This window comes from Methylobacterium sp. 13MFTsu3.1M2, from assembly GCF_900112625.1.
Classification (GTDB): Bacteria; Pseudomonadota; Alphaproteobacteria; order Rhizobiales; family Beijerinckiaceae; genus Methylobacterium.
Genome location: NZ_FOMM01000006.1, coordinates 133,351 through 156,835, shown reverse-complemented (window position 1 = coordinate 156,835; position 23,485 = coordinate 133,351). Strand labels below are relative to the sequence as shown.

At 67.3% G+C, this 23,485-nt stretch carries 23 protein-coding genes and 2 pseudogenes; 7 read left to right on the top strand and 18 right to left on the bottom strand.

Features of this window, described 5'->3' with window-relative positions; genetic code table 11:
• Positions 1-462 (bottom strand): (2Fe-2S)-binding protein, encoded by a 462-nt coding sequence (locus BM314_RS06575; RefSeq protein ID WP_042675721.1) that lies wholly within the window; start codon positions 460-462, stop codon positions 1-3.
• A gap of 785 nt (positions 463-1,247) precedes the next feature.
• Between BM314_RS06575 and BM314_RS30925 the strand changes: the two genes are divergently transcribed.
• Positions 1,248-1,394, top strand: a complete 147-nt coding sequence (locus BM314_RS30925) for a hypothetical protein (protein WP_244539863.1) — start codon at positions 1,248-1,250, stop codon at positions 1,392-1,394.
• Between the two features lie 319 nt (positions 1,395-1,713).
• On the opposite strand, the gene BM314_RS30100 is transcribed toward BM314_RS30925, so the two are convergent.
• The gene (locus BM314_RS30100) at positions 1,714-1,953 is read right to left on the bottom strand and encodes a hypothetical protein (protein WP_139237808.1); all 240 of its coding nucleotides are present in this window, start codon (positions 1,951-1,953) and stop codon (positions 1,714-1,716) included.
• Here BM314_RS30100 and BM314_RS06565 point away from each other — a divergent pair.
• Complete coding sequence (locus BM314_RS06565; protein ID WP_056531353.1) at positions 1,952-2,308, top strand: hypothetical protein; 357 nt, start codon at positions 1,952-1,954, stop codon at positions 2,306-2,308. The two genes, BM314_RS30100 and BM314_RS06565, sit on opposite strands and share 2 nt — an antisense overlap.
• Here BM314_RS06565 and BM314_RS06560 read toward each other — a convergent pair.
• The 6 genes from BM314_RS06560 to BM314_RS06540 all read right to left on the bottom strand — a co-directional run bounded on the left by BM314_RS06560 (position 2,302) and on the right by BM314_RS06540 (position 7,213).
• Entirely contained in the window at positions 2,302-3,297 is a 996-nt protein-coding gene (locus tag BM314_RS06560) for a lytic transglycosylase domain-containing protein (protein ID WP_091977515.1), read from the bottom strand. The genes BM314_RS06565 and BM314_RS06560 overlap by 7 nt on opposite strands.
• 6 nt (positions 3,298-3,303) lie before the next feature.
• Complete coding sequence (locus BM314_RS06555; protein ID WP_091977513.1) at positions 3,304-4,206, bottom strand: CsgG/HfaB family protein; 903 nt, start codon at positions 4,204-4,206, stop codon at positions 3,304-3,306.
• A 124-nt stretch (positions 4,207-4,330) separates the two neighbouring features.
• Positions 4,331-4,828, bottom strand: a complete 498-nt coding sequence (locus tag BM314_RS06550) for a curli assembly protein CsgF (RefSeq protein ID WP_091977512.1) — start codon at positions 4,826-4,828, stop codon at positions 4,331-4,333.
• 4 nt (positions 4,829-4,832) lie between these two features.
• On the bottom strand, positions 4,833-5,405 hold the full coding sequence (locus BM314_RS06545) for a hypothetical protein (RefSeq protein ID WP_244539861.1): 573 nt from the start codon (positions 5,403-5,405) through the stop codon (positions 4,833-4,835).
• A 241-nt stretch (positions 5,406-5,646) separates the two neighbouring features.
• Positions 5,647-5,967 (bottom strand): curli-like amyloid fiber formation chaperone CsgH, encoded by a 321-nt coding sequence (csgH, locus tag BM314_RS30095; protein WP_139237807.1) that lies wholly within the window; start codon positions 5,965-5,967, stop codon positions 5,647-5,649.
• Positions 5,968-6,082: 115 nt separating this feature from the next.
• Positions 6,083-7,213: a hypothetical protein gene (locus BM314_RS06540; protein ID WP_091977510.1), complete on the bottom strand. Its 1,131-nt coding sequence runs from the start codon at positions 7,211-7,213 to the stop codon at positions 6,083-6,085.
• Between the two features lie 659 nt (positions 7,214-7,872).
• On the opposite strand from BM314_RS06540, the gene BM314_RS06535 reads away from it, so the two are divergent.
• The 5 genes and pseudogenes from BM314_RS06535 (at position 7,873) to BM314_RS06515 (ending at position 13,675) form a co-directional block, all read left to right on the top strand.
• The gene (locus tag BM314_RS06535; RefSeq protein ID WP_139237806.1) at positions 7,873-8,409 is read left to right on the top strand and encodes a hypothetical protein; all 537 of its coding nucleotides are present in this window, start codon (positions 7,873-7,875) and stop codon (positions 8,407-8,409) included.
• Between the two features lie 29 nt (positions 8,410-8,438).
• Positions 8,439-8,774: a hypothetical protein gene (locus BM314_RS06530; RefSeq protein WP_020096501.1), complete on the top strand. Its 336-nt coding sequence runs from the start codon at positions 8,439-8,441 to the stop codon at positions 8,772-8,774.
• A gap of 3 nt (positions 8,775-8,777) precedes the next feature.
• Positions 8,778-9,225 (top strand): annotated as a pseudogene (locus BM314_RS06525) (transposase); the annotation flags it as partial.
• A 91-nt stretch (positions 9,226-9,316) separates the two neighbouring features.
• Positions 9,317-10,256 (top strand): annotated as a pseudogene (locus BM314_RS06520) (IS630 family transposase).
• 557 nt (positions 10,257-10,813) lie between these two features.
• Positions 10,814-13,675 carry an ATP-binding protein gene (locus tag BM314_RS06515; RefSeq protein ID WP_091977506.1) on the top strand — a complete coding sequence of 954 codons (2,862 nt, stop codon included), beginning with the start codon at positions 10,814-10,816 and terminating at the stop codon, positions 13,673-13,675.
• A gap of 64 nt (positions 13,676-13,739) precedes the next feature.
• On the opposite strand, the gene BM314_RS06510 is transcribed toward BM314_RS06515, so the two are convergent.
• From BM314_RS06510 to gsiC, 10 genes are all read right to left on the bottom strand, one after another.
• Positions 13,740-14,852: an alkene reductase gene (locus BM314_RS06510; RefSeq protein WP_091977504.1), complete on the bottom strand. Its 1,113-nt coding sequence runs from the start codon at positions 14,850-14,852 to the stop codon at positions 13,740-13,742.
• An 89-nt stretch (positions 14,853-14,941) separates the two neighbouring features.
• Positions 14,942-15,457, bottom strand: a complete 516-nt coding sequence (locus BM314_RS06505) for a VOC family protein (protein WP_020096133.1) — start codon at positions 15,455-15,457, stop codon at positions 14,942-14,944.
• A gap of 22 nt (positions 15,458-15,479) precedes the next feature.
• Entirely contained in the window at positions 15,480-17,693 is a 2,214-nt protein-coding gene (gene paoC / locus BM314_RS06500; RefSeq protein WP_091977502.1) for an aldehyde oxidoreductase molybdenum-binding subunit PaoC, read from the bottom strand.
• 1 nt (position 17,694) lies between these two features.
• Entirely contained in the window at positions 17,695-18,645 is a 951-nt protein-coding gene (locus BM314_RS06495; protein ID WP_091977500.1) for an FAD binding domain-containing protein, read from the bottom strand.
• Entirely contained in the window at positions 18,645-19,220 is a 576-nt protein-coding gene (paoA, locus tag BM314_RS06490) for an aldehyde dehydrogenase iron-sulfur subunit PaoA (protein WP_091977499.1), read from the bottom strand. The genes BM314_RS06495 and paoA overlap by 1 nt, the downstream gene beginning before the upstream one ends.
• A gap of 101 nt (positions 19,221-19,321) precedes the next feature.
• Positions 19,322-20,158: a VOC family protein gene (locus tag BM314_RS06485; protein WP_244539860.1), complete on the bottom strand. Its 837-nt coding sequence runs from the start codon at positions 20,156-20,158 to the stop codon at positions 19,322-19,324.
• A 234-nt stretch (positions 20,159-20,392) separates the two neighbouring features.
• On the bottom strand, positions 20,393-20,551 hold the full coding sequence (locus BM314_RS30920) for a M55 family metallopeptidase (protein ID WP_244435407.1): 159 nt from the start codon (positions 20,549-20,551) through the stop codon (positions 20,393-20,395).
• A 3-nt stretch (positions 20,552-20,554) separates the two neighbouring features.
• Entirely contained in the window at positions 20,555-21,631 is a 1,077-nt protein-coding gene (locus BM314_RS06480) for a DmpA family aminopeptidase (RefSeq protein ID WP_091977494.1), read from the bottom strand.
• On the bottom strand, positions 21,628-22,530 hold the full coding sequence (gene gsiD, locus BM314_RS06475; protein ID WP_020096127.1) for a glutathione ABC transporter permease GsiD: 903 nt from the start codon (positions 22,528-22,530) through the stop codon (positions 21,628-21,630). The genes BM314_RS06480 and gsiD overlap by 4 nt, the downstream gene beginning before the upstream one ends.
• A gap of 7 nt (positions 22,531-22,537) precedes the next feature.
• Positions 22,538-23,458, bottom strand: a complete 921-nt coding sequence (gene gsiC, locus BM314_RS06470) for a glutathione ABC transporter permease GsiC (RefSeq protein ID WP_056530854.1) — start codon at positions 23,456-23,458, stop codon at positions 22,538-22,540.
• Positions 23,459-23,485: the final 27 nt, after the last annotated feature.

The window sequence follows — 23,485 nt, the reverse complement described above, 5'->3', positions numbered from 1 at the left end:
TCAGCCGGACTGGCCGCGCTCGGCGGCGATCTTGATGCCGGCGAGCACACGGTTGTAGGTGCCGCAGCGGCAGATGTTGGTGATCTCCTGGCGGATCTGCTCCTCGCTCGGACGCGCGTTCTGCGCCAGCAGCGCCGCCGAAGCCATGATCATCCCGGGCTGGCAGAAGCCGCATTGCGGCACGTCGAGCTCGGCCCAGGCTTGCTGGACCGGATGGCGGGCATCCGGCGCTAGCCCCTCGATCGTGACGATCTTCTGCCCCGCCTCGATCGCCGAGAGCGGCACGGAGCAGGAGCGGACGGCCGCCCCGTCGATATGCACGGTGCAGGCACCGCATTGGGCGATGCCGCAACCGTACTTGGTGCCGGTCAACCCGATCTGCTCGCGGATGACCCAGAGGAGCGGGGTGTCAGGCTCGGCATCGACCTCACGCACGACGCCGTTGACGTTCAGTCGTGCCATCTGACCCCTCTCCCGAACGAGATTATGTATCCAGTATCCCCAAAGCGGGGGAGGCCTCAAGGGAGGGCGTGAGCGACCGTCGGCAGCAGCCATCCGGCGCTCGGACAGGTCGACGTCTGCGACCCGAAGGCGCCAAGGCTCTCGGAGCCAAAAGCGTGACCTCTCCTGCCATCGAACCGACTTCCCGCAGATCCCGGCCGCCGTCAGCTGGATCGGAACCGAGCACCGAGCCGTGGCCGCTGCGCTGGCCTGACGCTGTTCTCCGAGCGGATCGACGCGCATCCTCCCAGCCACACGCCTCTGCTCGACACCTTCAACGATGCTTCGCGTACATCTGAAGACCATCATCCACCGCGAGACGATGTCCGCTTCTGGAATACCGGCGCTGATCGCCGAATGGCCGTGACGAGTGCGAAGCCGAATGCCCGGTTTTGCGAGTGACAGTTATCGGTTGAGGCGAAATCTGGCCGAAAGCCGCCGGTCCGCTTCCGGGAAGGAGCGCCAGAAAAGGCGGACGGCCTTCTATCTACCCCGATCAGACACAACAGTTTACCATCCGGTGAGCCGAGAGCGGGCAACCTCTCACCGCTTCGCTCTGGTGCCATCGTGCACGTCTCCGCAGGGCATCAGCGTGGACGTGGCCGCCCCCGTTCCACCTGCCTGTTCTGAAAGTCGGATGGATCGCGGGTGGATGACCTGAAGAAGGCGTTCGGAGGAGCCTGCCGCCGGGTGGGATCGAGTACTTCCGCTTCCATGACCTGCGGCACAGCTTCGCCAGTTGGTTCGTGCAGGACGGTGGGGATCTCTACGGCCTCAGCCGGATCCTACGCCATGCCAAGCATCAGATGACGGCGCGATGCGGTCATCTGTGGACCGAGGATTTGCACGAAGAGCTTGAGCGTGTGGCCGAACGGCTGTCACGCAAAGGGTAACAGGAACTCTGGACGGAAGCTGACGAATCGTCGGCGATAGTAGTGGAAGACTATCCGGGATGATGGGCCAAGCCGTTGATCTAAAACGGTCTAAAATCATCCGAGATAATTGGCAGGAATGCCCCGCCATACCTCGTCACTCCGAGCTGTTCCGGACGAACGGATCCTTCTCCTTGGGTCCGTACGGTCGCCGCGCCTAACCGCTCGGGTCAACATCGGTTCCGTTCTATCTGCTGCGGCGTAACGGCCGAGGGCTCCGTCATCAGCGGGGCGCACTAGTCGTTCACTCTGCGGCTGTCAGCCCATTCCGAACTCGCGCTCAGGGCGGCGCGATCGAGGGCGCTCTGCACATATGCCGGCGATGCACCGAGCAGGATGAGACGGCATCGGCCCGGCGCAGATCGTCGGCAGAAACCTCGAAATTTGATTTGATGCGCGGTTCTATGGCGGAAATCAGCAGTTCGGAACTGGTTGATCGAGCCATTGTTCTGTTAGGTGTCAATGAATGTGGGTTCGGGCCGGTGCGGCGCCTCGCCTGCACGCCCGCGAGGTTCGTCATGCCGGGATCGAGATTGAGGGTGGTCGTGCTCGGCGTCGCATCCTTCTGGTGCGCCACGGGCGTCCTGGCACAAGGTGCCCCCGTCCCGAACGTCAACGACTGTACCTTCATCCGCGATCCGACGGCGCTCCGCGATTGCATCGAGCTCTACGAAGGCCAGCGCCTCGCACCCGGCCCGCGGCCCGCGGCCTTCCAGCAGCCGCCCGTGATCGACCAATCCCTGCTCGACGCGGCGGGCCCGATCCCGGCGACCGGCGTGTCCCGGCGCGGGAAGCGGCGCAAGCTTCGGCAGAGTCGCCGGCCGGCCACGCCGGCCCAGGCCGTCCAGGTCGAGCAGCTGGCGCCGCCTCAGTAGACCGCCTGGACCAGACAGGTGCGTCCCTGGCCGTTCAGGACCGCACAGAGGGCCTGCTCGGATCGCGGTTGCTGCGACTGAGCCGACAGGCGCCTAGCCCCCCGCTTAGCTGACCGGTCGCTCGCAGCCGCCATGCTGCGCGTGACCGGTCTCGCCTCGAACACGGGCGAAGGGCGCGCCGTCGGATCGGCGGCCCAGCCGGCGACCGGGCCGAAACCGCGAGGGTTCGAGAAGAGCGACGGGGCGCTCAGGAAGGACCGGCCGCTCTCTGCCGCCCATTCCTCGACGGTGCGGCCGGTGATCCGGACCACGTAGTCGCGCGTCTCGGTGGGCATGCCCGAGCGACCCTCGAGCCAACTGCGCACCCGCTGCGGCCCGGCATTGTAGGCCGCCGCGGCCAATCCGAGATTGCCGAAGCGCACCCTGTGTTCCCGCAGCAGCTCGGCTGATTTCGGGATTGCCTCCAGCGGATCGAACGGGTTGCGCACGCCGCGCTCCGCGGCGGTTCCCGGCATGAACTGGGCGATGCCGAGCGCCCCCACCGGGCTCACGGCGTTGGGATTGAGGCCGCTCTCCTGGCGCAGCAGGCGCAGGAAGAAGTCGCCGGGCAGGCCGTTGGCGGCGGCCGCGGCGGTGATCAGGGCGTGCATCCCGTCTCCGGCCTGCGGGAACAACAGGGCGGTCGCCTCGATCGGCCGGAACGCGCCGCGGCCCAGAACCATCAGGTCGGCGTTCACCGGCGCGATGATCGGTGACGCCGGTCCGTCCGCGTGCCCGTCCGGCAGTCCGAGCGGCGGCGGCGCCGCGATCGGCGCGAAGGGCGTGAGGGCGGCGACCTCCGGGACCGCCGGGCTCCGGACCGTGCTGGAGGCTCGCGAGGCGATCACCGGCGTCAGGGCGCCGGACACGACGAGGCAGAAGGCCAGCGTGCCTCGCACGCCCCTCCGGCGGCGGCCGAACATGTGCGTCGGTGCGACGGGCAGGCTCATGGCCGATCAGGACTTCACCACCAGCGGCCCCGCCGCCACCGTCGGTCCCGGAACCTCAAGGGGCGTCGGCCGATCGCGAGCGAGATACTCGTCGACGAGACGGGTGCCGAGCACCGGGTCGCGGAAGCGCCACAGCTTCTTGCGGCTGCCCTCAATGATCGTCGCGTAGACGGCGAGGTCGATCGCCTCGCGCACTGCCATCTGGGTCGGCTCGTTCCGGGTCACGCCCGCCTCGACCTGGAGCAGCTTGGCCACCGCGACGTAGCGGTAGGCGTTGGCGTTGAGGGCGACCGAGTAGATCGTCTTCGTCACCGTGACGCTGTTGAGCACCTCGCCGCTCTGCACGGAGACGATGCGCATCGCCACCGTCACCTCGTCGCGCCGGTACTTGGTGTCGCCGCCGATACCCAGGAGGTTGGCGCCGGCGCCGCCCGTGACCGTGTTGGCGTCGTAGCCGATGATGCCGCCCTCGACGATCAGGCCCGCGAAGCGGATCGGCGGCAGCGGCTTCGCGTCCGTGCCCTCGAATTCCTGGCGGGTCGCCCGGATCAGCTGCCGCTCCTGCAGCAGGTTGGCGAGGCCGGTGCGCTCGACCACCGAGAACCACTGGCCCCGCCCGGCGCGCCGCAGCGCGTCGACCACGAAGGCGCCGCCGCCCTGGGTGACGGCGCGGGAATACTCGGCGATGTTGTCGTTCGGCTTATTCTGGCCGGTCAGGTCCGGGAAATTGTAGATCGCGATGTCGATCTTGCGGGTCGGCGGCGGCAGCGTCTCGAGATTGAGATCGGTGGGGGAAGGCGGCGTGACCACGGGCGCCTGCGCGAGCAGCTCGCGCTCCCACGGGGCGCAGGCGGCCAAGCCCGCGCAGAGCAGCGCGGCGGCGGCCAGGCTCTTCAGAATGCTATACACGGGCCACCCCGTCTCCGTTCCGCTTCGGCGCTCCGGCCTCCCGCGCGCCCGCCGGGGCGGGCGACGGAGGAGGGCGGAGCCGGCTCCGGGATCGATGCTCGGCAACCATCGCTGCGCGCCGCGCTCAGGGCGCGCCCGAGAGCGGCGTCGCGGTGGTCGAGCCGCCGCCCACGGCCGCGGTCGCCGGGACGACGATGGTGGTGGTCGACTGGCCGTCGAAGATCTGGAGCTGGATGTTGCTGCCCAGGCGCTGGAAGGTCACCTGCGACCCGCCGAAGCTGTAGCTACCGCTCTGCTGGGCGTTCTCGCCGAAGAGCGCCTGGGTGATCTGGTTGGCCAGTGAGCTGTAGATCTGCGTCTGCAATTGCTGGGCGAAGATCTGGCCCGGAGTCTTGGTGTTGGCGGCGCTCTGGTTGGCCGAGAACAGCTGCTGGTCGCGCTGGGCCGACCGCTGCGCGTCGTTCTGGGCCGCGGCCTGGGCCTGCAGCCAGGAGCCGTTCAGCGGACTTCCCCCGAAGGACGGGTTGACCGGCTGGTAGACGAGGCTGCCGGCCTGCGCGCCCGCGACGGCGAGGAGAGCCCAGCCGCAGACGAGCGGCCCGAGGAGACGGGACTGGCGCATGGGACTACCTCTGGGTGACCGAGACGCTGGGGCCGTTGCCGACCCGCGTGATGCTGATCGGCGTGGGGTTGGTCCCCTGCTGCTGCGCCGAGATGGCGTTGTTGTCGCCGCGGACCGTGATGGTCGCCGCCGCGCCGCTGCCGTCCTGCTGGGTCCCAATCGTGTTGGACTGGCCGAAGACTGATACGGTCGACTGGTTGTAGGATCCGGCCTGCTGCTGGGTCACCGTATTGCGCGAGCCGATCACGTTCTGGACCGCCACGTTCGCGTAGCCCGACATGTCGATCGTTCCCGTATTGCCCGATCCGATCTGCAGGGCCCGGGCCTGGTTGGCCTGCGCCGACTGGGGCGGGCCGCTCGGGTTGAGCAGCAGGATGCCGGACTGGTTGCCGAGGATGTAGTCGCTCTCCTGGATCCCCCGCCCCGGAGCGCCGGCGGCGCGCTGGGCGGCCGCCTGGATCTGCTCGATCGCGACGCGGTCCTGCGCCGCCGCGGAGCCGGCTACACTCGCGACGGCGAGCGGGACGACGACGAGCAGCGCTCGACCTGCAGCGCGGCTGCGACGCGTACGGCACATCATCTGCCTCCCTAGCCCCTTTTGGACTACCTTAAATCAGTGATCCCTGTGGTTGTATAGTATCCGTGCTTATCCACATGCGACGACATCTGATATGTGGTGAATTGGACACACGGTTGGGCGGAATAGGCCGTCGCGGCTGCCTTCCATGTGCCGCTATGTCAATGGAGACTCATTTCTTTGCCTCATTAGAAAAAGACGTAGTACGACACGTCACCCATTTAGGTGAGGGGCCGCAGAGTCACAGATTCTGCGTGTTGTCGTAGGCGCAGCTGATCTTGCGGCCGCCTACCTGCACTGAGGCTTCAACGCTCAGCTGGCCGTCCGGCCGGACGCTGACAGTAAGCTTGCCGACCTCGCGGGTAAAGCTCTCAGCGAGGTCGAAGTCGCCGCCCTGCTGCATGGTGGTGGTGCCGGCTGAGTCGGCCTTGCGTACGATCAGATTGTAATGGCCTGCGGTCCCAGGGGGAGCGTCAATGCGCAGAGACAACCGCGCAAAGTCGGCCGATCGAGCTTCGACTACGCGACAGAGGATCGGAGGATCAATGGTAAAGCTGGGCATGATCGATACCGCGCCCGGAGTTGGATTGCTTATTGGGTCTAGCTATGGGAAGGAGCGCTCTTCAGAGCGCCCCTTCCGTCAAAGTCATAGTTTAGATGGACACTAGTACGGATATTCAGCGCTGCCGGATCGTGACATTGTTGCCACTGCCGAACTGGGCGAAACCAGCATTGGAATAGTACGCGCCACCCTGAGTGATCGAGCCGCCGTTATTATTGCCATTCTGGTAGCCAAATGCGCCAACACCATTGCCGCTCTGCGAAATATAGGTGTTGTTGCTATCGCCAACCTGAAGGATCGCCGCGTAGTTGGTGGTCCCGCTTTGATCGATATTTCCAGTGTTGCTGTTACCGACCTGCCGGACTGCTGCATAAGCGTTTATGCTGCTGCCATACTGATTGATCAACGAGTAGTTGCTGTTTCCTTCCTGGACGATTCCCGCGAAGAGCGAGCTGCCATATTGTTCGACATAGCCATAATTGCCACTACCATTCTGTCGAACGGAGGCAATAGCATTACTGCTTGTGGAATACTGCCGAATCCGGGAAAAATTGTCGTAGCCATCCTGAACAATGTCTGCGCTAGTCTGAAGACCGGCCTGTTCAATGTATCCCTGGTTCCTGTCGCCCCGCTGGGTAACGGTAGCAGTTACGTTGGAGCTCGTGCCGTACTGATTGATCTGCGAGATATTTGAGCTACCTTTCTGAAAAATGCCGGCGTAAGTAGTATTGGAGCCGACGTCGGCGATGATCGTCGCATTGTTAAAACTGCCGTTTTGCTGGAACTGGGCCCTGCCGTCTGTCCCGTTCTGCGTAACGGATACCACGTTGTTGTTGCCTGCCGAAAAAGAGCCTTTTGTGGCGTCGAGCGAGAAATCAGAGCGAGACAAATTACCGCTTGTCGTGAGAATCTGATTGTTATTTCCGCCCTGAGTGATGGACAGGACATTATCGTAGCCATACTGTACAACAGTGTTCGCTTGATCTAGCGCCATATTGCCATTAGAGTCGGTGAGATTTGTCGCGGTAAGATCAATATTGTTGTTGAGGAACCCGGCCTTGGCATTCGTGCCCTGCGTTTGATCGACAGTTGCCTTGTTGCGATCGCCGCGCTGAAGAACGATGGTCTCATTCGCCGTGGTGCCAGCACCAAGGATGGGTGCGGTATTGGACTGCGCCGAGGCACCGGTCGCGAAAGCGGTCAGGCTGACGACGGCGACGGAAGCCAGAAAAACTGATTTGATCATAGATACACTCCCTCTTGTATTTTATGTGCTCTTTTGAACACAATCTATGCCATCGCAGTCGCTCTGTCTTCGTGGCGCTTTAACGGCTTGTTAAGCGTATCCATAAGCCGAAGACGAGTGTCAAGCGCCGGTTGAGACAAAAAATACAATTGTCGGAATTTTTCATCAGATGTCAGACGACGAAATCGCGACGTGGTCTGTCAAACGGCGCGGATAAAACTGAAATCTCTCAATCATTTAAGACGGCGCGTTAACGATCTCGGGAATCGGTGTCCCGGGTCGGATTAGGCAGTTTTCGCCGTCCGATTCGCGGGCCGCTATATGCGTGTTAAATTGGACACATCAGTCATCGCCGAAAGTGGTATTCTATTGAGCAAGCAAGACCGTTCTGAATGGTCGTCGGCGTCGCGATTCCTCGGGCGTGAGCCCGCGGATTCAAGGGCGACGGAGCGGTCGATGTCTGCGCAAGGCGGAAACCGTCTGCGCCGAGTGTTGATTGGGAGGCTACGATGAGGCAGCGCGGGCCATCGCGCGTGCAGATCCTGCTCGCCGCCGCGACCGTATGGTCGGCCGGGATCCTGTCGGCCGGGGCACAATCTGCGGCGGCTCCCACGCCGCAACCGGCACCGGCCCAGCCGGCACCCGCGCAGGCGGCGCCGATGCAGGCCAACACTGCCAATCCCGGGACGGGGCAGCCCGCCCCCGCCGCTCCGGGCTGCGACGCCACCTGCGTGCGCGCCAACAACGAGCTCGCCTCGCAGATCTGCGCGCCGCGGATCGAGGCGCAGGCGCCGACGGATTTCGAGTGGGTCTCCCGGCCCTTCGCCAAGATCTTCCAGCAGGCCGAGGCGCCCGAGGGCGGCGCCACCGTGGTCCGCTACCGCGGCGACTCCATCCGCTTCCTCAGTCCCGCCAAGGAGTGGGTGCGGGTGACATACGAATGCGGGTTCGACGCGGCCAAGCGGTCGGTCGAGTACGTGCGGGTGCGGCTCGGCCGGCTCGACAAGGCGGACGCGCCCGCGCAGCCGGCGCAGCAGGGCCGGGCCAGCGCGCCGGCGCCGCAACCGGTGTCGCCCCAGGCGCAGCAGCAGGCCGCCCGCAGCGGGACAGCCGCCCCGCGCAAGCTGCTGCCGTCGGAGCCGAGCGAGATCGAGGTCCGACAGGTCAATCCGCGGATCCGGCAGGCGCAGCCATGAGCCCCGGACCGCTAACGCGGGGACGCGCGGTGCGAACCGCCTTCGGCGCGCTCGCGCTCCTCGCGGCGGGCGCGACGGCGGCCCCCGCCCAGCCAAGCCCGCTCTCGGTGAACGACTGCACGCTGTTGCCCGATCCCGGCGCCCTGCGGCGCTGCCTCGATCAGGCGGAGGGGCGCGTCGTCACGCCGCTGCAGCCGGTCGCGAACCCGGCCTTGATCGACCGCCCCGAACAGCCGGCGCAGTCCGTGCGCGGCGCGCCCGCCGCGAAGCCCGCGACCGCGCCACCGGGCGATTTCCTCAGCAACCGCGGGCCATCCCTGCGCAGTGCCCAGCCGTCCTCCCGGAACGTCATCGAGCTCGAGTGAGGCGCGCTGGAGCGGTTGAGCCACACCGTCGGTTGCGAGCTGTTCCGGGACGACCTCGCCCGTGCCGCGCCGTGCCGCGCTCGGACGATTCGAAGGGCGGTCGCCCACCGTTCGACCTCGTGTTCATGTTCAAGGTGCTGGTCTTTCGGGCCAGCCACTCGCTGTCGGACGAGCATGACCCAAGTTCCTGATCAAGGGTCGGCTCTCGTTCATGCGCTTCCTCGGGCCGGGGCTGTCCGATCCGGTGCCGGACGCCAACACGATCTGGACCTTCCGCGAGGCGCTTTCCCGGGCCGAGATCGCGGGTCGGCCTGCGATCGAGGTGCTGTTCGCGGCCTACGATACGGCCCTGCGGCAAGCCGGTGTCCTGGCGTTGGGCGGGCAGATCGTCGACGCCACGATGGTGGCCGCTTCCAAGCAGCACAACACTGAAAACGAGGAGGCAGAGCTAGAGCGTTTTCGGTCTGAGCTGCATCGGGTGTGTCGGGTTCATGCGGCGGTGTGACGCTGATTCATGACGAGCTCCAGACAAGGAGCGAGACATGGGCCGACCCTCCAGCCAGGACCTCGGCGAACGCATCGTCGACGCGGCCGGGACGACGTAGCGTCGACAGGCGGCCGCGCTTCGGGGTCGGCGTGGCCACGGCGATCCGCTGGATGGCTGCACTGACGACGACCGGGACGGTGGCTCCCCGTCCCCGGGGCGGGCGCGCCGCTCCAAGCTCGACCCGCACGAGGCCTACCTGCGAGGTCTGATCCCCGAGAGGACCGACATCACCCTGGAGGAGATGCGCGCTCGCCTGAAGGACGAGCGCGACCTCACGGTCGGGCTCAGCACTCTGTGGGCCTTCCTCGATGCGCGCGGCTTGACCTACAAAAATGACAGCCCACGCCGCGGGGCAGGACCGCCCGGACGTGAAGGCGGCCCGCGAGGCGTGGGTTCGAGGGCCAGCCCGACCTCGACCCCGCCCGCGTCGTGTTCCTCGACGAGACCTCGACCTCGACCAACATGGCGGGAACCCGCGGACGCTGCCCGCGCGGCGAGCGGCTGCGCTCTCCGGTGCCGCACGACCATTGGAAGACCACGACCTTCGTCGCGGGCCTGCGCCTGTCCGGGATCGCCGCGCCGTTCGTGCTGGACGGACCGATCAACCGCGACGCCTTCCAGACTTACGTCGCGCGTGTGCTCGTGCCCGAACTCGCCCTCGGAGACGTCGTCGTCATGGACAACCTCGGCAGCCACAAGAGGCCGGCCGGCCGCGCAGCGATCGAAACGGCGGGCGTACGGCTGCTGTTCCTGTCGCCCTACTGCCGGACTTCAACCCGATTGAGATGGCCTTCTCCAAGCTCAAGGCGTTCCTGCGCAAGGCGGCTGAGCGCACGGTCGAAGGGCTATGGGCCGCCATCGGCTGGCTCATCGACACCATCACGCCCGATGAATGCGCCAATTTCTTCGCCGCTGTGGGATATAATTCAGATTAAACCGAAAACGCTCTAGATGAAACCAGGCCTTCTCGTCAAAATATTTGGGTAACTTGCCTTGTTTCTCCTAAATGGAGCCGAACGTCCGCTCTCACTTTTCCCAAGCCTTGAAGCGGACGACCTGTTTACGGCCAGCTTTTGCTCGACCCCGGACGTCCGCTCTTTTATTCTCTGCACCCGAAAGCGGAAGGATAGGAAACCACCCACCCTTGGTCATCCGAGGTACAGACCAGTGGGGCTGGACTTGGCCGTAAGCGGAACGGCCGCTTCTGAACTCATTCGCCGGGAAATCGGACGGGCTCCTGGCGATCCATGCCAGTCACCCTGATCGCCGAAAGCTCTTTCCTGATACGTCGATGTGGATGCCACCTGCCGGCATCGATCAGCCGGAGTGAAGATTTTGCAAGACCATTGCCGGAGGCATCCACCCCAACGCTTCCGCATGAGCAGACCGGACGAATGGCTGAGGCCTCCACGACATGCTAGCGGTGCTGCAACCGACAGCGTAGCAAGACCATCTCTCCGGGATCGAACAGGAGTGCGATAGCGACAGCTGCATGGATACGCGGGAAGGCAGAGCCGTTCGCTACATCTTCGACGATTTCGTATTGAGCCCGTCCGAGCAGCGGCTTTGGCGAGCCGAAAAAGTCGTAAGGCTCGGGGGACGACCTTTGGAAATTCTGACCGCGCTCGTCGAACGCGCAGGTCAGGTCGTAAGCAAGGCGGATCTCCACAAGCGCGCATGGCCGCGAACGACGGTTGATGAGTCCAATTTGAAGGTCAACATCGCGGCGATCCGGCGCGCACTCGAAGGAGCGGAACCGGAGAAGCGCTTCATCGCGACGGTGAGCGGACAAGGGTACCGCTTCGTCGCGCCCGTCGACGTCATGTCCTGGCCGATCTCGGCAGCAGCGCGGCGCCATAACCTTCCGAGACCGACGGACCTGCTCGGCCGATCCGAGGATCTCGCGGCGATCGCCACGACGGTGCTGCAGCGACCGCTGGTCACGATCACGGGTCTCGGCGGCGTCGGCAAAACCAGCCTGGCCGTGACGGTGGGACACGCCCTCGTCGAGCAGTTCCCGGACGGGGTCTGGATGGTCGATCTGTGCGTCATCGACAGCGACCGCTATCTCGCGAGCGCGTTCGCTCAGGAAATGCGCATCGCAATCCATGCAGACGATCCACAGGCTGCACTGGCGACTGCCCTGGCGGATCGGCAGTGCCTGCTCGTCCTCGATTGTTGTGAGAACGCCCTCGATCAGGCGGCCCGGCTGGCCACCATGCTCGCGACCGCCGCGCCCGGAACTCACGTATTGGCCACGAGCCGGGAGCCGCTCCGGATGGCGCACGAGACCGTGCATCGCCTCCAACCCCTGCCGGCTCCGACAGCGTTCGGGACGCTCAACGCGAAGGATGTTCTGACTTTCCCGGCCGTGGCGCTGTTCGTCGCGCGCGCCTCGGCCGCTGCTCCAGACTTCAGCCTCGAGGACGACGACGCGTGGGCCGTCGTCGAGATCTGTCGCCGCCTCGACGGGTTGCCGCTGGCGCTGGAACTTGCCGCGACGCGGGTCGGGGCGTTTGGACTTCGCGGCCTCCTCCGTCTGCTGAACGAGCGCCTGGACCTTCTGGACGACGGCCGACGGGCAGGTCATCCCCGGCACCGTGGCCTGACCGCGACCTTGGACTGGAGCTACGGACTGCTGTCGCAGGGAGAGCAGACCCTGTTTCGAAGGCTGTCCGTCTTTCACGGCGTCTTCCCGCTCGACGCCGCGCTCGCGGTCGGCCGTTCTGCTGGGGAGGCCGAGCATGCGTGCATCGGCCACTTGGCCGATCTCGTCGCCAAGTCGCTGATTGTCGCTATTCCTGGGTGGTCGGCCCGGTACCAGCTTCTCGACACGACGCGGGCCTACGGATTGCAGCGCCTCGCCGAGAGTGGCGAGGATGATGCGGTCCGTCGGCGGCACGCGGAGTTTTGTGTCGCGCAATGTCGCGACGTCTCGGCGCGCAGGAGCGCGAAGGCGGCATCCGACCCGCGCGAGGAGTTGGTCGCGCTCGTCCAAAACGTCCGCGCCGCACTCGACTGGTGCCTGACCGAACGGCGCGATCCCGTCCTCGGTCGAACGCTGGCAGCCGAGGCGCTCGTGGTGTGGGACACGCTCGCGCTGCTCCAGGAACGGATCGAGGCGAGCGAGTGGGCGCTCGCGTCGGCCGCCCCCGCCGACGGTCCGGAAGACCGGTACGAGATCACGCTGCGGGCGTCGCTCGCTGCGGCCCTGCTGCAGGTCGAGGGTCCGACGGCGCGGATCGCGGAGTTGTGGAGCGGGGCGCTCGCCCGCGCCGAACGGCTGTCCGACCGCGATGGCCAGTTGCGGGCGCTCTGGGGCTTGTGCGACTTCCAGACCTGGGTCGGGGACCACGGCGCCTCATTCGACCTGACGGAGCGCATCAGGACGCTGGCGGCCGCCAGCGGCGATCGCGCGGCCGGCGCGGCCGTCGACAGGCCCGCCGCCACCGCGCTCCGCTATCTCGGCCGTCTCGACGAGGCTCGCGAGGCAGCGGAGCGCCTGCTGGCCCGTGCGGCCCGCCGTGACAGTCCCGGCCGGCGGCTGGAGGATCACGGCTTGATCGCGGCACGTGGCACCCTCGCGAACGTCCTGTGGCTCCAGGGACGGCCGGATCACGCCGTCGCGGCGGCGCGGCGCGCGCTCGTCGAGGCCGAAGCCAACGGCCAGGCCTTCGCCCTTACGAATGCCTTGGCGCACACGGTGATCCCGATTGCGCTCCATGGCGGCGATCTCGACGAAGCCGAGCGCGGCCTCACCCGCCTCGGGGACCACGTCGCGCGTCACGCCATGCGCATCTGGCAGGTCATCGCCGATTGCCTCGAAGCGATCGTGAGCCTCAGCCGGGGCGATGCGGGCGGGCTGCACCGCCTCGAGGATGCCCTCGTCGAGATGGGGGAGATCGGCTTCCGGATGCGGCGTCCGGCCTATCTCGGCTCGCTGGCGTCCGGCCTCGCGGCGCATGGCCACCTTCCGGACGCGCTCGCTCGCATCGACGACGCGCTCGCCGCCTCCGAGCACGGCGGCGAACTCTGGTGCCAGCCGGAACTGCTGCGCATCAAGGGCGAGATCCTCCTCGCCTCCACCGGCGTCTCCGGCAAGGCGGACGCGGCGCGGCACTTCCTGCAAGCGATCGATCTGGCCGGCAGCCAGGGAGCGGCGATATGGCGCCTACGGGCCGCGACGAGCCTCGCCGCGCTGGATGACCGGTATGGTGGCCCGGCAGCCCTCGCCGCCGTCCTCGGCGGCTTCGACGAAGGGCTCAACACGCCCGATCTCAGGGCTGCGCGGGCGCGCCGTGCTGGTCGGGGGGGACTTGGCAGCGATGCGGGCCGGCCGGTCTCCCTGGCCTGACGCCGCCGCCCATGAGCCGATGTGCGGCGAGGGCAGCGGATCGGCGCTCAACAGGCTCCCTCCTTTATGCGTTCCCTGAAACGTCCAAGGTCGGATAATCGGTATAACCCTCGGCTCCCCCGCCATAGAACGTCGCCTGATCGGCCTCCGCGAGAGGGGCGTTGCGGCGCAGCCGCTCGACCAAATCGGGATTCCCGATGAAGGAGCGACCGAAGGCGATCATGTCGGCGTAGCCGGAGGCGATCGCCTCGATGGCGAGCTGCCGGTCGTAGCCGTTATTGGCGATGTAGGCCCCACCGAAAGCGGCGTGCAGCGCCTTGTAGTCGAACGCGGACGACCCGTTCGGCCCGCGCGTCTGCCCCTCGACGCAGTGGAGATAGGCCAGTCCCAGCTCCCCAAGCCTCCGAGCGAGATAGCCGTAGGTTGCCTGCGGGTCGCTGTCGAGCGGGGTATCACCGACAGCCCGCGTCATCGGCGAGAGCCTCAGGCCGACGCGGTCGGCACCCCACACCTCCGCCACCGCCTCTACGACCTCAACGGCAAGCCGCGTGCGGTTCTCGACGGAGCCGCCGTAGCGATCTGTCCTCCGGTTCGTGCTGTCGCGGATGAATTGATCGAGCAGGTAGCAGTTCGCGGAATGCACCTCGATCCCGTCGAAGCCCGCCTGCTTGGCGAGGGACGCAGCGTGCCGGTAATCGCCGATCAGACCGGGAATCTCGTCGGTCCGCAGCGCGCGCGGCATGGAGGGGGGCGCCTGGGTGCGGCTCTCGAGGAAGACCAGTTCGCCGGCCTGGATCGCCGAGGCCGAGACGGGCGCCTCGCCATTCTCCTGCAAGCTGACATGCGACATGCGCCCGACATGCCAGAGCTGGCAGACGATCCGGCCGCCTGCCTCGTGCACGGCCGAGGTCACACGCGACCATGCCTCGGCCTGCACCTCCGTGTAGATGCCCGGCGTGAAGGCATAGCCCCGGCCCTGCCGTGAGATATTGGTCGCCTCGGTGATGATGAGGCCGGCCGAGGCGCGCTGCCGGTAATACGCGACGGCGAGATCCGAATGGACGCCGTCCATGCCGGCACGCGAGCGCGTGAGCGGTGCCATGGCGACGCGGTTGGCGACGTCGATGGCACCGATCTTCGTTGGAGAAAACAGATCACGATCTGCGGTCGTCGGCATGTGCGGGATCTCTCCTTGCCTCACAGGTTGCAGACGCGCGCGTTGCCCGGCATTGGGAATCCGACCGCTGCGTTTGCAAGTCTCGCCTCTCACTCCGCCCGGGCGGCCGTCGCGCTCCGGTTGGCGTACATGAGCTCCGTCGAGTGCGAGTAGATCTCGATCAGGTTGCCCCAGGGATCCTCGCAGTAGACCGCCTTGAACGGCTCTCCCTCGAACAGTGTCCAGACCTTCGAGCGCTGCTTGCCGCCCATCTCGGCGATCCGCCGCGCGAGGCCCTCGACGTCGGGGTCGACCAAGCAGAAGTGGAAGACGCCGGTCTTCCAGTAGCGGAAGTTGTCGTCGACGGCTTCCGACTTCGGTGTGACGAACTCGAAGAGTTCGATCCCCACCCCGTTCGCGGTGGCGAGGTGGGACACGTATCCCTCCTCGAACCGATCACCGAAGATCCCCTTGAACACCTCGCCGATATGCGAGCCGTCGTGCCTGACGTGCAGGGGCCCGATGATGTGCCGGCAGCTGAAGGCCTTGGTGTACCACTCGGTCGCTGCCCGGATGTCGGTGACGGTCAGGCCGACATGCGTCACGGGAACGGGATGATAGGCCATCTCTCTCTCCGCAGGTGAAGAATCAGGCCGCGCGCGGCAGCCGGTCGAGCAGCTTGTCGAGGGTGATGGGATAGTCGCGGACGCGGATGCCGGTGGCGTTGTAGACGGCGTTCGCCACCGCCGCGGCCGCCCCGCACAAGCCGATCTCGCCGATGCCCTTGGCCTTCATCGGGGACGAGACCGGGTCCGGATGGTCGAGGAAGACGACGTCGAGGTGCGGGATGTCGGCATGGACCGGCACCTCGTAGCCGCCGAGGTCGTGGTTGATGAAGAAGCCGTGGCGCGTGTCGACGACGAGCGCCTCCATGAGCGCCGACCCCACCCCCATCGTCATGGCGCCGATCACCTGGCTTCGCGCCGTGAGCGGATTGAGCACCCGGCCGGCATCGATGACCGCGAGCATGCGGCGGACGCGCATCTCCCCGGTGAACCGGTTCACGGCGACTTCGGCGAAATGCGCCCCGAAGGTGGCTTGGACGAACTCCTTGTCGAGGTCGCCGTAGGTGATCCGGTCCTCGGCGGTCAGTGGTCCGGTCTCAACGGCGTCGCGGAGAGGTACGCTCCGACTGCCCGCCGTGACCCTCCCGTCCGCGAACGCCACGTCCTCGGCATTGAAGCCGAGCCGCGCCGCGACGCTCGCCCGCAGCGCCACGCAAGCGGCGTAGAGCCCGGACGTGGCGTTGTTCGCGCCGAACTGTCCGCCGGACCCGGCGGCTTCGGGGTAGTCCGAATCGCCGAGCCGCACCGTCACGGCCTCGATCGGCACACCCATCATCTCGGCAGCCGTCTGGGCGAGGATGGTGTAGCTGCCGGTCCCGATATCGGTCATGTCGGTCTCGACCGACAGCCGGCCATCCTGCTCGAGCCGGACGCGGGCCCCGGACGGCATCAGAAGGTTCTGGCGAAAGCCCGCCGCCATGCCCATGCCGACGAGCCAGCACCCATCGCCCACAGCGCCGGGCACCGGGTTGCGGCGGGCCCAGCCGAAGCGGTCCGCGCCGAGTTGGAGGCACTCGATCAGGTGCCGCTCCGAGAACTGCCGGTGCGGCTTGCGCGGATCGACCTGCGTATCGTTCCGAATCCGGAAGGCGACGGGATCGATGCCTAGCTTCTCGGCCATCTCGTCCATCGCGATCTCGAGCGCCATCAGGCCGGGGGCCTCACCCGGAGCCCGCATGTCGTTGCCCTCGGCGAGATCGAGGGTCGCGAGCCTCATGGACAGCTCGCGGTTCGGGGCCGCGTAGATGAGCCGCGTCGGTGCGATCGCCGCCTCCGCGTAGGCGCCGGACAGATTTCCGTTGAGGCTGTGGTGGCCGATCGCTGTGAGCCGCCCGTCATGAGTCGCACCGAGACGGATGCGCTGGATCGTGCCGGCGCGGCGCGTGCCGTTATTCGCGATCAGCGGACGCTGCAGCGCGACCTTGCACGGGCGTCCCACGGCCCTGGCGCCGAGGGCCGAGAGGAGCGCGTCGCTCCGCATGATGAGCTTCGATCCGAACCCGCCGCCGATGAACGGCGCGTCCAGCCGCAGATCCTCCTTCGCGATGCCAAGCGCCTGCGCGAGGCTGTTGCGGTGCCAGGAGACGACCTGCGCCGAGGTCCAGATCGTCAGCTTGCCGTCGCGCCACGCGGCCGTGGTGGCGTGCGGCTCCATCATCGCATGAGTCTGGTCGGGGGTGGTGTAGATTTCGTCCAGGGTCACGGGAGCGTCGGCTAACGCCGCCTCGAACGCCCCGATCCGATCGACCACGGGGTAGTCCGGATTGTCGCGATCCGCGATCGGCTCGGCCTTGCCAGCCTCCGCCGCCAAATCGCAGCGCGCCGGCTCGGCTTCGTAGTCGACGTGGACGAGGAGGGCGGCCGCGCGAGCCTCCTCGAAGGTCTCTGCCACGACGAGCGCGACGGCTTGATGATAGTGGCGCACCTCGGCGCCGCCGAACAGGCGGAGGGTCGTCCGGAACCCCGGCGGGGCGGCGTCGTACTCGAGCGTCGTCAGGATCGCGAGGACGCCCGAAGCCCTTCGTGCGGCCGCGGCGTCGATCCGCGTCACCCGACCGCGGGCGATCGTGGCGCCGACGATCCAGCCATAGGCAGGATCGGTCGCCGCATCGTGCCGCTCGTAGGCGTAAGGCGCCGTCCCGGTGACCTTCAGTGCGCCGTCGACGCGCCGATGGGGCTGCCCGACGATGGTCTGACCGTCGATGGGGTTCTGCCCGGCAGGCGTGTCGAACCGCATGTCACACCCTCCCTTCGCTCAGCACCAGTGCGAGCGCGCGCTCGGCGAGCGGGATCTTGAAGGCGTTCCCGGCCGTGGGCGTCGCGCCCTGGAAGGCCGCCGTGACGACGGCTGCCGGCCCACCCGGCAGGAGCGCCTCCGCATCCTCCACCCGCCACGGTCGCGGTGCGACGCCGCCGAATGCGACCCGCCCCGTCCCGTCCTTGTGCAAGACGACTGCGACTGACACGATCGCGAAGGCGTAGGAGGCCCGGTCGCGGACCTTGTGATAGTGTTGCGTCCCGCCCGGCGGTCGCGGGAGCGTCACGGCGGTGACGAGCTCGCCCGGTTCGAGCGGGTGCTCGATCTCCGGCCGGTCGCCCGGCAGCAGATGAAAATCGCCGATCGCGATCCGGCGCTGCGACCCGTCGGGCCTGACGGTCTCGACGGTGGCGTCGAGGACACGCAGCGCCACGGCCATGTCGCCCGGGTTCTGAGCGATGCAATGCGGGCTCGTGCCCACGACGGCGAGCGAGCGGGTGACGCCCCCGAGGGCCGAGCAGCCAGCGCCCGGCTGGCGCTTGTTGCACGGCAGGGACGTCTCGTAGAAGTACGGGCAGCGATTGCGCTGCAGCAGGTTGCCGGCGGTCGTCGCCTTGTTGCGCAGCTGCCCCGTGGCGCCGGCCACGATCGCCCGCGCGAGGACGCCGTAATCGCGCTTCACGCGCGGGTGGGCGGCAACCTCGGTGTTGGTGGCGAGCGCACCGATGCGCAGACCGCCGTCCGGCAGATCCTCGATGGCCTTCAGGGGCAGATGCCGGATGTCGACGAGATGGGCCGGCGCCTCGATCTGGAACTTCATCAGGTCGAGCAGGTTCGTACCGCCCGCGATGAACCGGGCGCCTGGCCGGGCGGCGACGGCCGCCACGGCCGCTTCGGCGCTCGCGGCGCGCTCGTAGCTGAAGGGCCGCATCAGGGCCTCCCCGCGACGTCCGCCACGGCATCGGCGATGTTGGAGTAGGCGCCGCATCGGCAGATGTTGCCGCTCATGCGCTCGCGCAGTTCGCCATTGTCCAGCGTCATCGGTGCCATGAGGTCGCCGGTGGCGTGGCTCGGCACGCCCGCCCTGATCTCGGCGAGGACAGCCACCGCAGAGCAGATCTGGCCCGGCGTGCAGTAGCCGCACTGGAAGGCGTCGTGCGCGATGAACGCCGCCTGCATGGGATGAAGCCAGTCCGGCCGGCCCAATCCCTCGATCGTCGTCACCTCGTCCCCGTCGTGCATAGCCGCGAGGCTGAGGCATGCGTTGATGCGAATCCCGTTCACCAGCACCGTGCAGGCACCGCAATGGCCGTGGTCGCACCCCTTCTTGGTGCCCGTGAGGTGCAGGTGCTCGCGCAGGGCGTCGAGCAGCGTCACGCGGCTGTCGAGATCGAGACGCCGCCGTTCGCCGTTGACCGTGAGCGAGAGGGAAAGCGAACCGGATGCCTCCGGAGCGTGCTCATCGACCGCCCGTTGATCGACCTCATGTGGGCTGGGAGGACTCATCGGGTATCCCTTCCTCGTCGATCCAACCTGGCGCGATGGCCGATCCGCACGGCCGAAGCGCCGAAATCAGGCTCTCTTCTCCCCTCTTCGGCCACCTCACCTCAGCCCCGGTTCGTCGCCGCCCGGCGCGCCTCGGCAGCGTCAGCGAACGTCTTTTTTACGGGACCGAGCACTTGGACGAATTCGAGCTGCTCGCCCTCGGGCCCCTTGCAGTAGATGATCGACCAGCCGTTCGACGGACCCTCGTGGATCTTGATCGTATTGGTATCCCTCGGCGCCGCGCGGCGCTGCTCCTCGGAGTGCACGGGTACGGTGCGGTTCGCCCTGACCTGCGTCATGCCGCGGCGGGCGCACTCGGCCTCCAGATCGGCGATGAACTTGTCGAAGTTCACGTCATCGCGGACGTAGAAGCAGATGTGCATCGAGCGCGGGTAGGCCGGGCTCATGTGGTCGCGCGGCTCAGCCCAGCTGTCGCCGCCGCCCATCGGCTGCGTGGCGTCGCGATACTGCAGGAGTTCGATGACGACGTTCTCGAACTGGACGAAGCGGACATCGAGCCGCTGGGAGCCACCTTTCAGGTCCGGGACGCCGATGGTGCGAGGATCGACGCGGCGCTCGCGGGCAACGATCTCTTGATCGGCCATCAGCGTGAAATGGACCGGCTCCCCCTTGAAATCGCCGTCCCGCATGACCTCGATGCCGCCGAGTACCTCGGTGTAGAAGGCGAAAGCACGGTCCATGTTCTGGACCGTGACGCCGAAATGCTGCACGCCTTGCAGGCGCGCGCCGAGTGGACCATCGTCACGTCCGCCCAGTCGCCCAGTCTGCGCGGAGGCAGTAGTTGCTCCGAGAAGGCCCACGGCTGCAGCGGCACCGGCAACCTGAAGGACTTCACGGCGAATGTGTCCGCCATGCCCGTCGTTGCTTTGATGGTTCATAACGATACACCGGCTCGAGGTTCTCAGCCCAGAGCTATACTAATGTCGCGAGCGATGTGCAGGTAAAAAAAGGTTAAATTCGACAAGGCGCTGGCTCTCTGATGGGGCAGCGCGCAGCACCGAAGGTCTGCTTCTTGGCTAATGACCGAGTGCGGGTTGTGGTGAAACTGGAATGCGCAAGTTGAGCTGCTGTAAAATCCGCTTCGAAGAAGCGGGCCCGGACACGCGGACGGGCTAATACCGGCCCAACCCGGCTGCCTCGCAACGTTCACGTCGGCCTCGAGAGCGGTCATCAGCAGCCGCGCGCTCGTATTCGGGTTTGCCCGGTGTCGTCTGGACGCGGTGATAGATCCCGGCGACGCCCTCGATATTCGTCGAGATCGGGACGCGCATCGCTCAGGCTCCGAGGATATCGGCCCAGCTGGGCAGGAGATCGGTCAGGGCGTCCCGCCGGTGGCCGTCGCGGCCCGTGACCGCCTCGGCCCGCCAAAGGGCGTGGACGATCGCTTGCTCGATCCCGTCCGCGGCGGCCTCGAACAGCGGGTCGAGCTCCGCGTCGTGCAGCAGGGCGGGCGCCGGCATCGGGCGGCCAGGATCCTGCGGCACCGTGTAGGCGGTCGAGAAGGCGAGCGCGATATCGCCGCTGCCGTGGCCGAACACCGAGCCGGTCCGGGCGAGCCCTGCCCCGGCCCGCAGGGCGAGGCGGCGGAGCTGACGCGCGTCGAGGGGCGCGTCGGTGGCGACGATCATGATGATCGAGCCCTTCTCCGGCGGTTCGGTGCCGGATTCCGGCTCCCCGGCGGCCGCCCGGAGCTGAGCGGCGAGCGGCACGCCGCGGACCCGGATCTGGGACGGCTTGCCGAAATTCGACAGGACGAGCGAGCCCAGCGTGAACCGGCCCCCCGCGCGCGCGCGGACCCGCCGGGAGGCGGTGCCGATGCCGCCCTTGAGCCCGAAGCTCGACATCCCGCGCCCGGCCCCGACCGACCCTTCCGCGACGGCGGCGCCCGCCGCGTCCAAGGCGTCGCGATAATGGGACGCCTCAACCGCCATCCGCTGAAGGTCGTTGAGGTAGCCGTCGTTGCACTCGAAGACGAGCGGGTTGAGCGTCGGCAGCGCGCGCCCAATTTCCGGATTGTCGGCGATCGCGGCGCGGATCTGGGCGGCGACCACCGCCGGCACCGCGAAGGTGTTGGTCAGGGCGATCGGCGTCTCCAGCACACCGAGTTCCTCGACCTGCATCAGGCCGACGGACTTGCCGAAGCCGTTCAGCACGACGCCGGCCGCCGGAACGCGGTCCCGGTAGGGATCGCCGCCGTGCGGCCGCACGACTGTAACGCCAGTCTGAACGTCGCCCTCGGCCAGCGTGCAATGGCCGACCGTCACGCCCGGGACGTCGGTGATGGCGTCGCGCGGACCCCGCGGCAGGCGGCCGACGCGGGGCGCGGGGCGCGGGGGGGCGGCCGGCGTCACAGGCGGTCGATCTTCGGGTCGAGGGCGTCCCGGAGGCCGTCCCCGAGGAGATTGAAGGCCAGCACCGTGAAGAAGATCGCGAGGCTCGGGAACAGCGCGACGTGCGGTGCCGAGACCATGTCGGCGCGGGCCTCGTTCAGCATGGCGCCCCATTCGGGCGTCGGCGGCTGCGCGCCCATGCCGAGGAAGGACAGGCTCGCGGCCGTGATGATCGAGGTGCCCAGCCGCATGGTGAAGTAGACCACGATGCCCGAGATCGTGCCCGGCAGGATGTGGCGCAGGATGATCGTCCGGTCCGGAGCGCCGATGCTCCGCGCGGCCTCGATGTAGGTGCTGTTCTTCAGGACCAGGGTCGTGCCGCGCACGAGGCGCGCGAAGGCCGGGACGCTGAAGACCGACACCGCCACCACGACGTTGACGAGCCCCGAGCCCAGGATGGCGACGACGCCGAGCGCCAGCAGGATGCCCGGGAAGGCGAACAGCACGTCGGACATGCGCATGACGATCCGGTCCCACCAGCCGCCGTAGTAGCCCGCCAGGAGACCGAGCACGGTCCCGACGAGCCCGCCGACGGCGACCGAGAGGAAGCCGGTCGCCAGGGAGATCCGCGCGCCCTCGACGATGCGGCTCAGGATGTCGCGCCCGAGGGGATCGACGCCGAGCCAGTGCGCGAGCGACGGGCCCTCGTTGATCCGGTCGTAGTCGAAGTCGTTGACCGGGTCGTAGGGCACGATCCACGGCGCCAGCACGGCGACCACGACCAGCAGGCCGATGAAGCCCAGGGCGAGGACGGCGACGCGCTGGCGCCGGAACTTGCGCCAGAATTCCGACCACGGCGTCCGGATGCCGGTGGGGACGGGCGCGACGGTGGGGGCGGCGGGGACGAGGATATCGGTCACGGCCGGCTCACCTGTAGCGGATGGTCGGGTTGATGAGGCCGTAGAGCACGTCCACGACCAGGTTGATCAGGATGAACTCCAGCGAGAACAGCAGGACCAGGGCCTGGATCACCGGGTAGTCGCGCTGGTTCACGGCATCGACGAGCAGGCGGCCCATGCCGGGCCAGTTGAACACCGCCTCGACGACGATCGAGCCGCCGAGCAGGAAGCCGAACTGCAGGCCCATCATGGTCACGACCGGGATCAGGGCGTTGCGCAGGCAGTGCTTGGCGATCACGACGCGCTCCTTGAGCCCCTTGGCGCGGGCGGTGCGCACGAAATCCTCGCCGATGACCTCCACGAAGGCCGCGCGGGTGAAGCGGGCCATCACGGCGGCCACGGCCGCGCCGAGCGTCAGCGACGGCAGCACGTAGTGCCGCCACGTGTCGGCGCCGACGGTCGGCAGCCAGCCGAGCTCGACCGAGAAGATCTGCATCAGGAGGATGCCGAGTGCGAAGGCGGGGAACGAGATGCCGGACACGGCGAGCGTCATCCCGAACCGGTCGGGCCATTCGTTGCGGTAGACCGCCGAGACGATGCCGATGATCAGCCCGAAGGCGACCGCCCAGGCCATGCTGGTGAGGGTGAGCAGGAGGGTCGGCAGGAAGCGCTCGCCGATTTCGGTCGAGACCGGGCGGCGGGTGCGGATCGAGACGCCGAGATCGCCGCGGGCGAGGTTGGCGAAGTAGCGCACGAACTGTTCCGGCAGGGGCCGGTCGAGGCCGAGCTCTGTGCGCACCAGGGCCACCGTCTGGGCGTCGGCATCCTGCCCGGCCGCCAGCCGCGCCGGATCGCCGGGAAGCAGGTGGACGAACAGGAAGACGAGGACCGAGACGATCAGCAGCGTCGGCAGCAGCCCGAGGAGCCGCTTGAGCAGGAAGGTCAGCATAGGCTCGCGCCCGCGATCCGGGGTTTG

Coding starts and splice junctions, on each gene's coding strand:
- BM314_RS06510 (WP_091977504.1), bottom strand. CDS start 14,852: ATGCCGACGACCGCAGATCGTGATCTGTTTTCTCCAACGAAGATCGGT.
- BM314_RS06540 (WP_091977510.1), bottom strand. CDS start 7,213: ATGATCAAATCAGTTTTTCTGGCTTCCGTCGCCGTCGTCAGCCTGACC.
- BM314_RS06560 (WP_091977515.1), bottom strand. CDS start 3,297: ATGAGCCTGCCCGTCGCACCGACGCACATGTTCGGCCGCCGCCGGAGG.
- gsiC (WP_056530854.1), bottom strand. CDS start 23,458: ATGCTGACCTTCCTGCTCAAGCGGCTCCTCGGGCTGCTGCCGACGCTG.
- BM314_RS06535 (WP_139237806.1), top strand. CDS start 7,873: ATGCAGGCCAACACTGCCAATCCCGGGACGGGGCAGCCCGCCCCCGCC.
- BM314_RS06550 (WP_091977512.1), bottom strand. CDS start 4,828: ATGCGCCAGTCCCGTCTCCTCGGGCCGCTCGTCTGCGGCTGGGCTCTC.
- BM314_RS06505 (WP_020096133.1), bottom strand. CDS start 15,457: ATGGCCTATCATCCCGTTCCCGTGACGCATGTCGGCCTGACCGTCACC.
- paoA (WP_091977499.1), bottom strand. CDS start 19,220: ATGAGTCCTCCCAGCCCACATGAGGTCGATCAACGGGCGGTCGATGAG.
- BM314_RS06545 (WP_244539861.1), bottom strand. CDS start 5,405: ATGTGCCGTACGCGTCGCAGCCGCGCTGCAGGTCGAGCGCTGCTCGTC.
- BM314_RS06515 (WP_091977506.1), top strand. CDS start 10,814: ATGGATACGCGGGAAGGCAGAGCCGTTCGCTACATCTTCGACGATTTC.
- BM314_RS06565 (WP_056531353.1), top strand. CDS start 1,952: ATGCCGGGATCGAGATTGAGGGTGGTCGTGCTCGGCGTCGCATCCTTC.
- BM314_RS06485 (WP_244539860.1), bottom strand. CDS start 20,158: ATGAACCATCAAAGCAACGACGGGCATGGCGGACACATTCGCCGTGAA.
- BM314_RS30920 (WP_244435407.1), bottom strand. CDS start 20,551: ATGCGCGTCCCGATCTCGACGAATATCGAGGGCGTCGCCGGGATCTAT.
- BM314_RS06575 (WP_042675721.1), bottom strand. CDS start 462: ATGGCACGACTGAACGTCAACGGCGTCGTGCGTGAGGTCGATGCCGAG.
- BM314_RS06495 (WP_091977500.1), bottom strand. CDS start 18,645: ATGCGGCCCTTCAGCTACGAGCGCGCCGCGAGCGCCGAAGCGGCCGTG.
- BM314_RS30100 (WP_139237808.1), bottom strand. CDS start 1,953: ATGACGAACCTCGCGGGCGTGCAGGCGAGGCGCCGCACCGGCCCGAAC.
- paoC (WP_091977502.1), bottom strand. CDS start 17,693: ATGCGGTTCGACACGCCTGCCGGGCAGAACCCCATCGACGGTCAGACC.
- csgH (WP_139237807.1), bottom strand. CDS start 5,967: ATGCCCAGCTTTACCATTGATCCTCCGATCCTCTGTCGCGTAGTCGAA.